General features: G+C 68.6%; 12 protein-coding genes. 1 reads left to right on the top strand and 11 read right to left on the bottom strand.

Annotated elements, in window-relative coordinates:
• Positions 1–144 precede the first annotated feature (144 nt).
• From AC3AOF_RS19680 to AC3AOF_RS19640, 9 genes are all read right to left on the bottom strand, one after another.
• A complete protein-coding gene (locus AC3AOF_RS19680; protein WP_488346258.1) occupies positions 145–981 on the bottom strand; it encodes an alpha/beta fold hydrolase in 837 nt (278 codons plus the stop codon).
• Positions 978–2216: an MFS transporter gene (locus AC3AOF_RS19675; RefSeq protein ID WP_488346257.1), complete on the bottom strand. Its 1239-nt coding sequence runs from the start codon at positions 2214–2216 to the stop codon at positions 978–980. The genes AC3AOF_RS19680 and AC3AOF_RS19675 overlap by 4 nt, the downstream gene beginning before the upstream one ends.
• Before the next feature lie 370 nt (positions 2217–2586).
• Positions 2587–3369, bottom strand: a complete 783-nt coding sequence (locus AC3AOF_RS19670; RefSeq protein WP_236989280.1) for a hypothetical protein — start codon at positions 3367–3369, stop codon at positions 2587–2589.
• The gene (ureG, locus tag AC3AOF_RS19665) at positions 3369–3998 is read right to left on the bottom strand and encodes an urease accessory protein UreG (protein ID WP_236989281.1); all 630 of its coding nucleotides are present in this window, start codon (positions 3996–3998) and stop codon (positions 3369–3371) included. Before ureG ends, AC3AOF_RS19670 begins: the two co-directional genes overlap by 1 nt.
• Before the next feature lie 34 nt (positions 3999–4032).
• Positions 4033–4389: a tRNA-binding protein gene (locus AC3AOF_RS19660; RefSeq protein WP_236989282.1), complete on the bottom strand. Its 357-nt coding sequence runs from the start codon at positions 4387–4389 to the stop codon at positions 4033–4035.
• Positions 4390–4460: 71 nt separating this feature from the next.
• Positions 4461–5996 carry an exopolyphosphatase gene (ppx, locus tag AC3AOF_RS19655; RefSeq protein ID WP_236989283.1) on the bottom strand — a complete coding sequence of 512 codons (1536 nt, stop codon included), beginning with the start codon at positions 5994–5996 and terminating at the stop codon, positions 4461–4463.
• Positions 5997–6062: 66 nt separating this feature from the next.
• Positions 6063–8315: an RNA degradosome polyphosphate kinase gene (locus AC3AOF_RS19650; RefSeq protein ID WP_488349019.1), complete on the bottom strand. Its 2253-nt coding sequence runs from the start codon at positions 8313–8315 to the stop codon at positions 6063–6065.
• Between the two features lie 242 nt (positions 8316–8557).
• On the bottom strand, positions 8558–9292 hold the full coding sequence (locus tag AC3AOF_RS19645; RefSeq protein WP_488346256.1) for a P-loop NTPase family protein: 735 nt from the start codon (positions 9290–9292) through the stop codon (positions 8558–8560).
• Between the two features lie 27 nt (positions 9293–9319).
• On the bottom strand, positions 9320–10459 hold the full coding sequence (locus AC3AOF_RS19640; RefSeq protein WP_488346255.1) for an AI-2E family transporter: 1140 nt from the start codon (positions 10457–10459) through the stop codon (positions 9320–9322).
• A gap of 309 nt (positions 10460–10768) precedes the next feature.
• Here AC3AOF_RS19640 and AC3AOF_RS19635 point away from each other — a divergent pair, with 309 nt between their 5' ends.
• Positions 10769–11527, top strand: coding sequence for a hypothetical protein (locus AC3AOF_RS19635; RefSeq protein ID WP_488346254.1), 759 nt, complete (start codon positions 10769–10771; stop codon positions 11525–11527).
• A 158-nt stretch (positions 11528–11685) separates the two neighbouring features.
• Here the strand turns inward: AC3AOF_RS19635 and AC3AOF_RS19630 are convergent, their stop codons facing one another.
• The gene (locus tag AC3AOF_RS19630) at positions 11686–12429 is read right to left on the bottom strand and encodes a calcium-binding protein (RefSeq protein ID WP_488346253.1); all 744 of its coding nucleotides are present in this window, start codon (positions 12427–12429) and stop codon (positions 11686–11688) included.
• A gap of 151 nt (positions 12430–12580) precedes the next feature.
• Positions 12581–13159, bottom strand: coding sequence for a CDP-alcohol phosphatidyltransferase family protein (locus tag AC3AOF_RS19625; RefSeq protein WP_236989287.1), 579 nt, complete (start codon positions 13157–13159; stop codon positions 12581–12583).
• Between the last annotated feature and the right edge of the window lie 12 nt (positions 13160–13171).

Raw genomic sequence — 13171 nt, 5'->3', positions numbered from 1 at the left:
CGGGCGGATCTCCGCGGAAAGCCGCGCCGTCCCGTCCGGTCGACATTGGGCCGCCGGGACAGCCGGGAGCTATCTGCGCGATGGGGGATTGTCGGGGCGCCCGTCATCCCTCGAAAGAGGTAAGCCGCGCCCCCGCCTTTCGGATCAGGCGAGGGCGCGCCGGATCGCGACCCGGACCCGCTCGGGCGCCTCGAAGGGCAGGAAATGGGTGGTGCCCGGCACCGTCTCGACCTCGACGGCGCCCCGGCTCTCGGCCAGCGCGCAGGTGCTGCCGGTCTCGGCCCGCAGGATCTCGGCCGAGCAGGACAGGCGGTCGAGCGCCGCCCATGGATCGTGGCCTTGCGCCCTGTAGCTCGACGCCTCCCAGGCCCCGGTGCAGGCCAGCGTCACGCCGCTCGGGCCATCCCGGAACCCATCGGCCACGTAATCGGCGAGCGGCGCCTCCGGCCAGGTGCGGAACGCGCCGCGCCCGCGATAGGCGGCGAGCGCCGCCTCCCGGGACGGGAACTCGCTGCGCCGCCGCAGGGCTCCCTCGGCGAGGCCGGCATGGCCCTCGCCGCGGCGCTCCGGCGGCTGGATCACCGGGTCGAGGAGCACGAGGCGGCGGATCCGCTCCGGCCGCTCGGCGGCGGCCAGCAGCGAGGCGGTGCCGCCCATCGAGTGGCCGATCAGCACGAGGGGCGGTGCATCGAGCCGGTCGAGGAGCGCGATGAGGTCGTTCGTGACGTCCCACCAGTCGGTTCGCCCCTCGGGCTCCGCCGGCAGGGTGCTGCGGCCGTGGCCGCGATGGTCGTAGGCGAGGACGTGCAGGTCTGTCAGCGGTTCGAGCAGGCTGCGGTAGGTGCGGGCGTTGAAGCCGTTGGCGTGCAGCAGGAGGCCGGCGAGGGGTTGTTCGGCCGGCCCGAATTCCAGGGCGGCGAGGCACCCGCCGGACGGGTCGCCGATCTCGATCATCCGCCGTTCGAACCCGAATTCGCTCACGCTCTCATCCCCTTCGGTCGCGCCAGGGCGGTCCCGGCGGCCCCCAAGGCCATCAGCACGGCCGTGCCGAGGAAGACCGCCCGCATGCCGACATGCCCGCCGACGAAGCCGCCCATGAGCGGCCCCACCACCTGCCCGACATATTGCGACGAGGTGGAATAGCCCAGCATCGTTCCGGCCACCCGGTCGGGCACGGAATGGCGGATCACGCTGGCGATGCAGGGCAGGAGCCCGCCCAAGGCCAGCCCCATCAGGAAGCGCAGGGCGACGAGCTGCCATTCGCTCGTCACCAGGGCCTGCGGCACCAGGAGCAGGGCCGAAGCGGTCAAGCTCCCGGTGATGACGGTCCAGGGCCCGATCCGGTCGGCGAGCCGCCCGAGCCGCGGCGCCGACAGGATGCTGCCCAAGGCGGTCGCCGACATGGCGAGCCCGGCGACCAGGGTGACGCGGGCGGGATCGGCGGCCAGCTCGGCGACGTAGACGGTGATGATCGGCTCGACCGACATCACCGCCAGCATCAGCAGCATGCCGGTCGCCAGCATGGCGAGGGCCGGGCGCTTGTCGGGGATGCTGGAGAACCCGCCGCCTTTGCGGGCGGATTTCGGCGGGCGCGGCTCCTCGCGGATCAGCAACAGCGTCGCCAGGAAGGCCACGAAGATCACCGCGCCGGCGGCCAGGAAGGTGGCGCGGATGCCGATCAGCGGCGGCAGCACCCCGCCGACGAGCGGCCCGACGAGGTTGCCCGCCATGATCCCGGAGCCCAGCGTGCCGAGCGCCCAGGCCGAGCGCGCCTTCGGCGTCTGCGTCGCCACCAGCACCGTCGAGCCCGAGGCGTAGCCGCCCAGGAACCCCGCCAGCAGCCGCAGGGCCACGAGCTGCCAGACGGTCTCGGCGAGCCCGATCAGCGACATCGCCACCGCCATGCCGAGGCTCGCGCGGATCAGCATCAGCTTGCGGCCGTAGAGGTCGGCGAGCCGGCCCCAGAGCGGCGCCACCAGGGCGGCGCTGAAGAAGGTCGCCCCGAAGGCCACGCCGGACCATTGCACGATCGCCGCCTGGTCCTTGACCCCGAGTTCCTCGACGTAGAGCGGCAGGAACGGCAGCAGCAGCGTCATCGCCACGAGCGTCGTGAACGAGCCGAACACGCACACCGCGAGGTTGCGCCGCCAATGGGCTTCTCCCGGGGCCTCGGCCGGCGCCTCGGCCGAGATGGCCGGGCCGCTGTCGCGGGTCATCGTCGTGGTCCTCCGCCCATGCACCACGGGGCTGCCAGGGACGCGGAATGGCGCGGGCAATCTCCTCTCCCCGCGGGCGGGGAGAGGGCTGATCCCCCGTCCAGGGGGAGCAGCGAGCCCGTAGGGCGAGGGTGAGGGGGTATTGCCGAAGGAGCCTTTTTCGGCGCCACCCCCTCACCCTCGCTCCGGCTGCGCCTGCGCTTCCTTCGCCCCCGACAAGGGGGGCTCAGGCCTCTCCCCGCCCGCGGGGAGAGGGGAATACCCGCGCCATCCTTTTCCCCGAACAGCCCTCATCCGCCAGGAGCCTGACACTAGACACCTCGCCGCCCGGCGCGAAGCCGTGCCGGCCCCGCGCCGTCATGCCGTCATGTCATGCCGCCGGCCGCCAATCCGGGTAAGCCCCGACGCGATGCACCAGGCGCCGGTCCCGCGCCTCCTCGCCGAACGGCGCCAGGACCCAGTCCCACCCCCGCACCGCCGGCCCCGGATCGACGCCGTAGAGGAGGTCGATCCGCTCCAGGACCCGCCCGTCCCGGTCCTCTTCGGTCTCGTCGCGGTCGGTGACGAGGCAGACCTGCGCCGATAGCCCCGCCAGGGCATCGAGATGGGCCGCCACGATGAGGCCCCCGAAGGCCTCCGGGTCGGTGAACGGCCCGAGCCGGCCCGCCGCCTCGAGCCGGGCCACCGGCAGGATCGGCAGTTGCGACAGGAGGTTGGCCGAGACCACGAGGTCGGCCTCCCGGCAGAGAGGCGGCAGCATCGGCCCGAAGGTCTCGCCACGGCCGAGCAGCAGGTCGCGCGTGCCGCTCAGGTCGTGGACGAGGCGCGAGACGTTGGCAAAGCGCCGCGCCCGCCAGCGGCCGCGCCAGGGATGCACCGCATCGACCAGCACCACCCGCCGGAACGTGGCGGCCAGATCGTCGATCGGCACGTCGTCGAGAAGGCCGGAGCCCAGCACGACGACGGTGTCGCGCCGGGGCAGGTCGCGCATCGCCGCCCGCACCGCGTCTTGCGCCGCCGCCAGATGCGGCGCCCAGGCCGCGCGGCAGCGCCGGGAGCGCGAGGCGAGCCGCACGCTGTCGCCGGCGTAGCCGAGGCGCCGCGCCGTAAGCGACGCGGGCTGGGCGACCCAGTGCAGGAGGTCGAGGAGCACTAAAGCCCCCCGGCCTCCACCACGAAGCGCGCCACCGCCGCGACGCCGTCGCCGTGGCGCAAGGAGGCGAAGACGTAGGGACGCGTGCCCCGCATGCGCTTGGTGTCCTCCTCCATCACCTTGAGATCGGCGCCGACGAGGGGCGCGAGATCGGTCTTGTTGATGACGAGAAGGTCCGAGCGGGTGATGCCGGGGCCCCCCTTGCGCGGGATCTTCTCGCCGCCGGCCACGTCGATGACGTAGATCGTCAAGTCGGCGAGTTCCGGCGAGAAGGTGGCGGCGAGATTGTCGCCGCCGGATTCGAGCAGGACGAGATCGAGGGCGGGGAAGCGCCGGCGCATCTCCGCCACCGCCGCCAGGTTGATCGAGGCGTCCTCGCGGATCGCGGTATGCGGACAGCCGCCGGTCTCGACGCCCATGATCCGCTCCTCGGGAAGAGCTCCAGCCACCGTGAGGAGGCGCGCATCCTCCTTGGTGTAGATGTCGTTGGTGATGGCGCAGAGGTCGTAGCGCTCGCGCAGGGCCTTGCACAGGCCCTCCATCAAGGCGGTCTTGCCCGACCCGACCGGGCCGCCGATGCCGACCCGCAAGGGACCATGGTTGGAACCGGGACCGTGGCTGGATGTCATGGTGTGGTCGATCTCCTGGAGGTCAGTCGGAGGGTCAGTACAACCGCCCGCCATTCGGCACCGGCCGCTCGGGCGCGATCAGCACCACCGCGCCCTCCGCATCCGGCACGCCGAGGGTCAGAACCTCGGAGCGCACCGGGCCGACCTGGCGCGGCGGCAGGTTGACGACGCAGAGCACCTGCCGGCCGACCAGGGTCTCGGGCGTGTAGTGCACCGTCACCTGGGCGGAGGATTTCTTCAAGCCGAGCGCGGCGCCGAGATCGATGACGAGGCGGTAGGCCGGGCGGCGCGCCTCCGGGATCGGCGCCGCCTCGACGATCGTGCCGACCCGCACGTCGAGCTTCAGGAAATCGTCGATGGCGATCGGGGTCGGCGAAGGGGTCTGGTCCATGGAATCCGGGCTCGGGGACAGGCGCGGGAACCTTAGCGGAGATTCCCGGCCGGCCGAACCCCGCGATCCCCCTACCCCTCGATCTCGATCCGCGCCTCGACCCCGAGGAGCCGCCCGAGGCCGCGCAGGCGGTTCGACAGCCGGTCGCTGGCCAGATCCCGCAGGGCGTGCGGAAGCGTCAGGACGACCGCGCCGTCGCGCATCGCCAGCGGCGTGCGCGGCAGGACGCCCTCCATCGCCACCGAGACCGGGAAGGCGACGCGCAGGACGGCGCCGAGCAGCCGCGCCTGCTCGAACAGGCGCGGGCCGGCGAGCTGGCGCAGGAGCGGGCTCGCCTTCTCGGGGGCGACGCCCTCGTGGCGGAAGAACACCGCGACGGCCAGATAGGCCCGGCCCGGATGGTCGATGCCGACGAAGGAGGCGTGGGCGATGACGTTGAGGCTCTGCTCGCCGCGGTAATCCGGATGGGTGCGCCAGTTGACGTCGGCGAGGAGGCACGCGGCGTGGCGAAGCCGGCGCTCGTCGGCGGTCTCGGGCGTCGACAGGCTCGCCATGAAGGCGTCGGTCCAGGCCTGCAATTCGGGGCCGTGGCCGGGGCTGCGGCAGCGCAGGCGGTTGAGCTCGGCCGCCGCCAGCAGCAACGGGTCGCGGGCCCGCGCCGCGTCGTCGAGCTTCTCGTAGAGCAGGCCCTCGCGCACGCCGGTGGCCGAGATCGCGATCTCCCGCGGGCGCCCGGAGCGGATCAGCTCCTCCAGCACCACCGCCCCATAGGCGAGCAGCGGGCGGCGCGCTTCCGACACGCTCTCGACGGCGGCGAGCGTCGCGGCGTCGGATTGCTCGACGACCTGAAGGAACGACAGCTCGTCGTTCGGCTCGATGGTGTAGCCGTGCATGACGTGCAGGCGATAATCCCGCGCCGCCTGGTGCAGGCGGGCCAGCGCCCGCCAGGTGCCGCCGACGGCGTAGAAGGTGCGGCCCTTGAGCGTGTCGAGCTGCGGGCCCGCTTTCTTCAGCGCTTCGGCCGCGATCTTGCGGGCTTTCTTGAGCGAGCCGCCGCTGAGATCCTGAAGGGCCAGCCCGCCCAGCGGCATGGTCACGCCGCTGCCGACCGCCGAGCCGCGCAAATCGACGAGTTCGAGGCTGCCGCCGCCGAGATCGCCCACCACGCCGTCCGGCGCGTGGAACCCCGAGATGACGCCGTAGGCCGACAGCTCCGCCTCGCGCCGGCCCGACAGGAGCTCGATCGGGTGGCCGCAGGCGGCCCGCGCCGCCTCCAGGAAGGCCGGGCCGTTCTCGGCGTCGCGGGCGGCGGCGGTGGCCAGCACGAAGACCTGGCCGACATGCATGGTCTCGCACAGGACCCGGAACCGGGCGAGCGCCTGGAGGGCGCGGCGCACCGCCTCCTCGTTGAGGCGGCCGGTGGAGAGCACGTTGCGGCCGAGGCCGCACAGGACCTTCTCGTTGTAGAGCGGGGTCGGTGCCCGGCTGATGCCCGAATAGGCGACCAGCCGGACGGAGTTCGACCCGATATCGATGATGGCGACGGGGCTGCCTGGCTCGATCCGGGCGAGTGCGGCTTCGTTGAGGGCGGTCTGATCCAGGCCCATCCAGGTCCTCATCACGGGAGCGCCGCCCGACGGACAGGGACCCCGGGACCGGCCTGGGACCTCGTATCAGGCGCGCTGGGCGCGCCGGCTGAGGGCGCGCGGACTCGATTTCTTCGATGCCTTCCCGCGCCCCGACAGGCTCGGGTTGGTCATGAAATACTTGTGCGCGTTGAAGGGTTCCTCGCCCTCGGCGGGCCCGATCCGCTCGCTCGCGCCGGACGCCAGTACACGCCAGCTCTGCTGGTTGTCGAGGAGATTCGCCATCATGATCTGGTCGAGCACCTGCTGGTGCACCGTCGGGTTGAGGATCGGCAGCATCGCCTCCACCCTGCGGTCGAGGTTGCGGCTCATCAGGTCCGCCGACGAGATGTAGACCCGCGCCTTGGGGTGGGGCAGGCCGACGCCGTTGCCGAAGGCGTAGACCCGGCCGTGCTCCAGGAAGCGCCCGACGATCGACTTGACCCGGATGTTTTCGGACAGGCCCGGCACCCCGGGCCGGAGGCAGCAGATGCCGCGCACCACGCAGTCGATCGCGACGCCCGCCTCGCTCGCGTCGTAGAGCGCGTCGATGATCTGGGTGTCGACCAGCGAGTTGCACTTGATCCAGATCGCCGCCGGCCGCCCGGCCTTCGCGTGCGCGATTTCCTCGGCGATGTGCTCCAGAAGGCGCTTCTTCAGGGTCAGCGGCGAGACCGCCATCCGCTCCAGCTCCGCCGGCTCGGCATAGCCGGTGATGAAGTTGAAGATCCGCGACACATCGCGGCCGATCACCGGATCGGCGGTGAAGAACGACAGGTCCGTATAGATGCGCGCCGTGATCGGGTGGTAGTTGCCGGTGCCGACATGGCAGTAGCTCACAAGGCGGTCGCCCTCGCGGCGCACCACCATCGAGAGCTTGGCGTGGGTCTTCAGCTCGATGAAGCCGAACACGACTTGCGCGCCGGCCTTCTCGAGGTTGCGGGCCCAGCGGATGTTGGCCTCCTCGTCGAAGCGCGCCTTCAGCTCGACGAGGGCCGTCACCGACTTGCCGGCCTCCGCCGCCTCGGCGAGAGCCGCGACGATCGGGGAGTTGGAGGAGGTACGGTAGAGCGTCTGCTTGATCGCCACCACGTTCGGGTCGCGGGCGGCCTGGGACAGGAACTGCACCACCGAATCGAACGATTCGTAGGGGTGGTGGACGATGAAGTCCTTCTGGCGGATCGCCGCGAAGCAATCGCCGCCGCTCTCGCGGATGCGCTCGGGGAAGCGCGGGTTGTAGGGCTTGAACTTCAGGTCCGGCCGGTCGATGCCGACGATCTGCGAGAGTTCGTTGAGGGCGAGCATCCCCTCGACCACGAACACCGCGTCGTTGGCGATCTCCAGTTCGTCGGCGACGAAGTTGCGCAGGTCCTCCGGCATGGTGGCGACGACTTCGAGGCGGATCACCACGCCGCGGCGGCGCTGCTTCAACGCCGTCTCGAAGTGGCGCACCAGGTCCTCGGCCTCCTCCTCGATCTCGAGGTCGGAATCGCGCACCACCCGGAAGCCGCCCTGGCCCTTGACGAGGTAGCCCGGGAACAGGCGGCTGGTGAACAACACGATCACCTGCTCGATGGCGATGAACCGGGCGGTGCCGGTCTGGCCGAGATCGGGCAGGCGCACGAAGCGGTCGATAATCGAGGGCAGGCGGATCAGCGCGCGCAGCACCCTTGCATCGCGCGGGCGCACCAGGGTGAGCGCGATGGTCGAGCCGAGATTCGGGATGAACGGGAACGGATGGGCCGGGTCGATGGCGAGAGGCGTCAGGACGGGGAAGATGTGCTGGAGGAAGTAATCCTCGAGCCAGGCCGCCTCCTCCGCCGAGAGGTCCATCGCCTCGACGAGGTCGATGCCGTTGTGGTGCAGTTCCTCGCGCAATTCGCTCCAGCGCCGCTGCTGGTCGCCGGCGAGCCCGGTGACCTCGGCGTCGATGCGGGCGAGTTGCTCGGCCGGCGACAGGCCGTCGGCCGACGGCGCGGTCAGCCCGGCCCGGACCTGGTCGTGCAGGCCGGCGACCCGCACCATGAAGAACTCGTCGAGGTTGTTGGCCGAGATCGACAGGAAGCGCAGCTGTTCGAGCAGCGGATGGCCGGTATTCGAGGCCTCCTCCAGCACCCGGCGGTTGAACTGCAGCCACGATAACTCGCGGTTGACGTAGCGGCCCGGCTCGTGGCGCAGGGCCCGGCCGGCCGCGACCGCATCGGCCCTGGCCTGGCGGGCGGCGTCCTCGACGACCTCGTCCCCGGTCGTGGACGCCGTCTTGGACGCCGTCTTGGGGGCCGTTTTGGACTCGGCGAGGATCTCGGCCTCGTCGCGCCGGGCGCCCTCCCCCGTCTCAGGCGTCGCCTCGGTCTCGTCGAGGACCGGGATAGCACTGGTTCCGGCAGCGGTGTCCGACACGATGGTTCCTCCTTGGATCGACGCCGGGTCGCGGCTTCCCGCCTTACCCGGTGACAGGACAGTTTGACATTTGCGTGAACGGCGCGGGCGATAGCCGTTCGTGCTTGCAAGTGGCGCCGCGGGCACGCCCTGGCGCCGTGGGCTCAGCCTTGATCGGACTCGTCGCCAGGATCCTCTTCCGGATCCTCCTCCCCCCGCTCCCCTTCCAGGGCCGCCAGGGTGGCGAGCGCCAGGGGCCGGGTGATGCGCCGGCGCCGGCTCAGGCCCTCGCGGTCGAGGAGCGCCACCACGTCGCGGGCCCGCGCCAGCGACCGGTCGAGGCGCAGGGCCAGGGCGTCGACGACGCTGGTATCGACGACGAGCTGGCGGTCGAGGAAGAGCTTGACCAGCACGACCTTGAGCAGCGCCTCGTCGGGCGGCGCGAGATGGACGCCGGGCGCCAGCCGCAGGCGCGAGCGCAGGTCGGCGACCGAGAGCCCCCAGGCCTCGACGGGGCGGGACGCCGTCACCACCACGCTTGAGGACCGCTCGCGGGCGAGGTTGAGGAGGTGGAACAGGGCGGCCTCGTCGCGGCCCCCCTCGCGATCGGCATCCTCGATCACCAGGGCGTCGGCCTCCGCCAGATCCGGCACCGCCGCCGCCGTCACGGCGGCGACCGGCACCGTCAGGGCGCCCGACCGCTCGGCGAAGATGGCCGCGAGGTGGCTCTTGCCGCTGCCCGGCGGGCCGGTGAGCACGAGGACCCGGTCCGGCCAGTCGGGCCAGGCCTCGATGCGGGCATAGGCCCCCTCGTTCGAGGGGCTGACCAGGAAGTCCTCGGAGCCGAAGCGGGGCGCGACGGGCAGGTCGAGGGCGAGCTGGCGCGGTCGGTCGGACATGCGGTGTCGGGGGTCCCGGCAATGGGTTCAGGGCTTCGATATGGCGGGCGGCGCCGGATTCGCCACCGTGACCGCGGCGACGGTGGCGTCGGCGGTCAGGATCGGCGTGCCGTCGTGGTAGAGCCGGCTTTCGAGGTAGCGCTTCACCGCGAAGCGGGCGACGACCCCGAGCGCCGCCGCCACCGGCACCGCGAGCAGCAATCCGAGGAAGCCGAACAGCGAGCCGAAGGCGAGCAGCGCGAACATCAGCCAGACCGGGTGCAGCCGCACCGCATCCCCGACGAGCTTGGGCTGGAGCACGTTGCCCTCGAGGAACTGGCCGACCAGGAACACCCCGACCGTCAGCACCACCGGGACCCAGTCGGGCCAGAACTGCACCAGGGCGACGCCGGTGGAGAGCAGGAAGCCGGTCAGCGAGCCGACATACGGAATGAAGGTGAGAAGGCCCGCCATCAGGCCGATCAGCACGCCGAAATTCAGCCCGACGCACCACAGGCCGACCGCATAGAACGTGCCGAGGATCAGGCAGACGAGGGTCTGGCCGCGGATGAAGGCGGTGATCGCCCCGTCGATGTCGCGGGCGAGCATCCGGGCGGTGGCGCGATGGCGCGGCGGCACCCAGCGGTCGAGGGTCGCGATCATCCGGTCCCAGTCGACGAGGAGGTAGAACGCCACCACGGGCGTCACCACCAGCAGCGAGACGATCCCGACCACCGCCTGGCTGCCCGACCACAGCGAGCGCAGGAAGCCGAGGATCCAGGCCACCGCCTGCCCCATCAGGTTACCGACCGAGGATTGCAGTTCCTGAAGCGCGCCGTGGCCCCCCGCCCGCTCGATCAGGGGCCCGGCCCGCTCGGCAATGATCGCCTGGAGCTTCGCGATCATCGCCGGCAGCGAGGCGACGAGGGCCGCGACCTGGTTGGCCGCGAGCGGCACCACCAGGATCAGGGCCAGGATCAGCCCGAGCAGGAACGTCGCCAGGATGATCAGCGTCGCGGTGAGCCGCCCGAGCCCGAGCCGCTCCAGCCGGTCGGCGACCGGATCGAGGGCATAGGCGAGCGCCGCGCCGGCCACGAAGGGCAGCAGCACGTCGCGCAGCTGGTAGAGCAGGAACACCACGAGGGCGACGACCGCCAGGGTGATGGCGGCCCGGCGTTGGATCGGCATGCTCGGCTCACCCCCGTCGCCCCCGCGAATCCGTCGCGTCCCGGCCGGTCCGAGATGGAAGGGCGCCGCCGCAGGGTCAAGCCCGGCCTGCGGGCGCTTCGGGATTCCGGCGCCGGCTGCCCTGCGGAAATAGGTTAATAAAATATATCACGACCGAAAAAAATAAAAGATCGCTTTTCAGATAAAGTCCATTCCCGACATCTTCTTGGCATTGCCGCTGGGAAATAAATCGGATAAACAAGAGATACACTCAAAAATCGATATCGGCCTGCGCAGTTCCCGGCGCCTGCGCCGTGTTCAGGAGGTGCCATGACCAGCATCGGCAATACACCGGCGTCGTATATCACCACGCTCCTGCAAACGACTGGGCCGGTCTTTCACGGCCGCGTGGGCGGCATCGGACCGGAGGACACGGACGAGGCTGCTGCCGCGATCCTCAAGATCGTCAACACGATCTCCGTCGAGACCACCGCCGCGAGCAAGGCGGCGGCGGCCAAGATCGGCGACGCAGCTTTGCGCGCGGCTGAGATCTGGGCGAGCCCGAATCACGGCAGCAGCCAGGGTGTGCGGTACTACGACCGCCCGGAGGACATTGAGGACCCAGAGTATCGCGCCATCATGGTGGATTTTGCCAGGAAGGAGGCTGCGCAGAAGGCCATCGACGCCGTGACCCCGGGCTATCATCGCTGGCCGGAACAAATGCGAGAAGGAGAAAAAATATTTTCCATCATGGAAGACTATTTTAAATCAGATTTTTCCTACACGACTGGCAGAACCAGCGGGGGAGATGTCATTGAACAAAGCAATTTGTCATATCTGAACTTTCTTGGAGCACTTCGGGATAAAATCGCAACATTGACGGCGGGCGTCGCTGAAGTTGCGGACATTTCCGGCAAAATCGTCTCGCAGGGGACTGATGGCCAACTCCGCATTGGCAAATTCGAAGCACGGGACAAGACAACAGGACAATTATTCATGAAGATGGATGACAATAATATCCTCAGGTTTTACGATCAGGGCACAGTACTTCTCGAAGTCGACTACGGGGCAACGGACGTCGAGCAATAAATTTTTCCTTATTAAATATCACGCGCCTAAATTCACATCGACTGCCTGAAACAAGACAGAAAAGGCCTTCCGTCCGATCCATTCAAGGGGAGCGGCGGTTCAAGCGGCATATCTCGAGGCGGCTGTCGCGTCAGATAGCGTGACAGCCGCCATCTATGCTACCCGTATATGTTGTAAGGAGTCGTGCCGAAATCGTCGGCGCTGATCAACGCTGAAGAAACTCCAGACAAAAGTATACTGGTCGTCCCAGCGGTCACGAGAGTGCCGTTGCCAGAGGCAGCGAAGCTGTAACTGAGGTCAGCGGGAAACAGGATTTTGTCTACGCCATCCTCGAAGTCGTAAATGATGTCAGCGCCATGGCCGGTGTCGAACACAAATTTGTCAGCACCAGCCCCACCGTAAAGTGCGTCGTTGCCGCGACCCCCGACTATCTCGTCCGCCCCATTGTCACCGTAGAGTGTGTCATTACCGATGTATCCCTCCAGAAAATCGTCGCCATCCAGCCCTTTAATAATATCATTTTGTCGACTTCCCTTTATATACTGCGTGCCAGCCATGCCTCTTATGTCATTTATACCTCTTAGCTCAGTTCCATTTAGATTTAGGTAATTATCAGTTACAATGTAAGCTGCAAGTTGACTTTTATTGTCAATTAACTCGACGCTTTCCATAGAGGCTATCTCAAGCCAAATGTAATTATAGTACCACGGAACTTGTTCGATCGAAATTTTGTCGTACCCCGAACCGCCGTCGTAGTGATCGGGTCCTTGCCCCCCTTTCACCAGAAACGTATCATTACCACCTTTGCCGATCAGAACGTCATTCCCTAACGCTCCATCGATCACATCATCATACTCTGTTCCATAAAGAACATTGTTGTTATAATCTCCGGTGATGTTCATCGTGTTATTATTTCGCCTCGCCGCGAATCGCGCGCAGCCCATTCTACGATTTTTCTTCAATATTACTCAAGGTAAATAAAATTTTCTCGGTGCGCCGAAAAATACCTTTCCAAAAACAGGCCAGAAACAAATCGGCGCAGGAGCGTCCAGCTCACCGACCCGTCGCCGCTCCCCCTCGCCACGCTGCAAGCCCCTGCGCCACCGCGGACGCGACCGACAGCCCGGCGAGCACCGGCATCACAACCGCCTCAGCCCCCACCGCCGCGATCCCGAGCGCCCGGCTGCCGAGGAGCCAGGCCAGGAAGGCGATCTGGCCGGCGGTGTTGAACTTGCCGATCGCGAGCGGCGGGGTCTCCAGCGGGCGGCCGGCGCGGCGGGCGAGGGCGGCGCCGACGACGATCAGGGCGTCGCGGGCGACCAGCACGGCCGGGAACCAGGGCGGCACGAGGCCGGCCAGCGTCAGGCTCACCAGCACGGCGAGCATCAGGGCCTTGTCGGCGAGCGGATCGAGGATCGCGCCGAGCCGGCTCGCCAGGCCGTAGCGGCGGGCGAGGACACCGTCGATGCCGTCGGAGAGCCCTGCCACGGCAAACAGCAGGAAGGCGGTGCCCCAGGCCTCGCGGGCGATGCCCCAGACGACGAACGGCACCAGGGCGAGGCGCGCGGCGGTGATCAGGTTCGGCAGCGATCGGAGCAGCATCGTCGACAACGGCAGGTGCGGCAAGGACATGGCTCCCCGAGG

The organism is Methylobacterium sp. 142-1Y (genome assembly GCF_057747795.1).
The sequence above is the reverse complement of the archived record's forward strand: the minus strand, read 5'-3'. Positions and strand labels throughout refer to the sequence as shown.

Excerpts from the sequence above, each read along its gene's own strand:
- AC3AOF_RS19675 (WP_488346257.1), bottom strand. The coding sequence starts at position 2,216 with ATGACCCGCGACAGCGGCCCGGCCATCTCGGCCGAGGCGCCGGCCGAG.
- ureG (WP_236989281.1), bottom strand. The coding sequence starts at position 3,998 with ATGACATCCAGCCACGGTCCCGGTTCCAACCATGGTCCCTTGCGGGTC.
- AC3AOF_RS19660 (WP_236989282.1), bottom strand. The coding sequence starts at position 4,389 with ATGGACCAGACCCCTTCGCCGACCCCGATCGCCATCGACGATTTCCTG.
- ppx (WP_236989283.1), bottom strand. The coding sequence starts at position 5,996 with ATGGGCCTGGATCAGACCGCCCTCAACGAAGCCGCACTCGCCCGGATC.
- AC3AOF_RS19645 (WP_488346256.1), bottom strand. The coding sequence starts at position 9,292 with ATGTCCGACCGACCGCGCCAGCTCGCCCTCGACCTGCCCGTCGCGCCC.
- AC3AOF_RS19640 (WP_488346255.1), bottom strand. The coding sequence starts at position 10,459 with ATGCCGATCCAACGCCGGGCCGCCATCACCCTGGCGGTCGTCGCCCTC.
- AC3AOF_RS19635 (WP_488346254.1), top strand. The coding sequence starts at position 10,769 with ATGACCAGCATCGGCAATACACCGGCGTCGTATATCACCACGCTCCTG.
- AC3AOF_RS19630 (WP_488346253.1), bottom strand. The coding sequence starts at position 12,429 with ATGAACATCACCGGAGATTATAACAACAATGTTCTTTATGGAACAGAG.
- AC3AOF_RS19625 (WP_236989287.1), bottom strand. The coding sequence starts at position 13,159 with ATGTCCTTGCCGCACCTGCCGTTGTCGACGATGCTGCTCCGATCGCTG.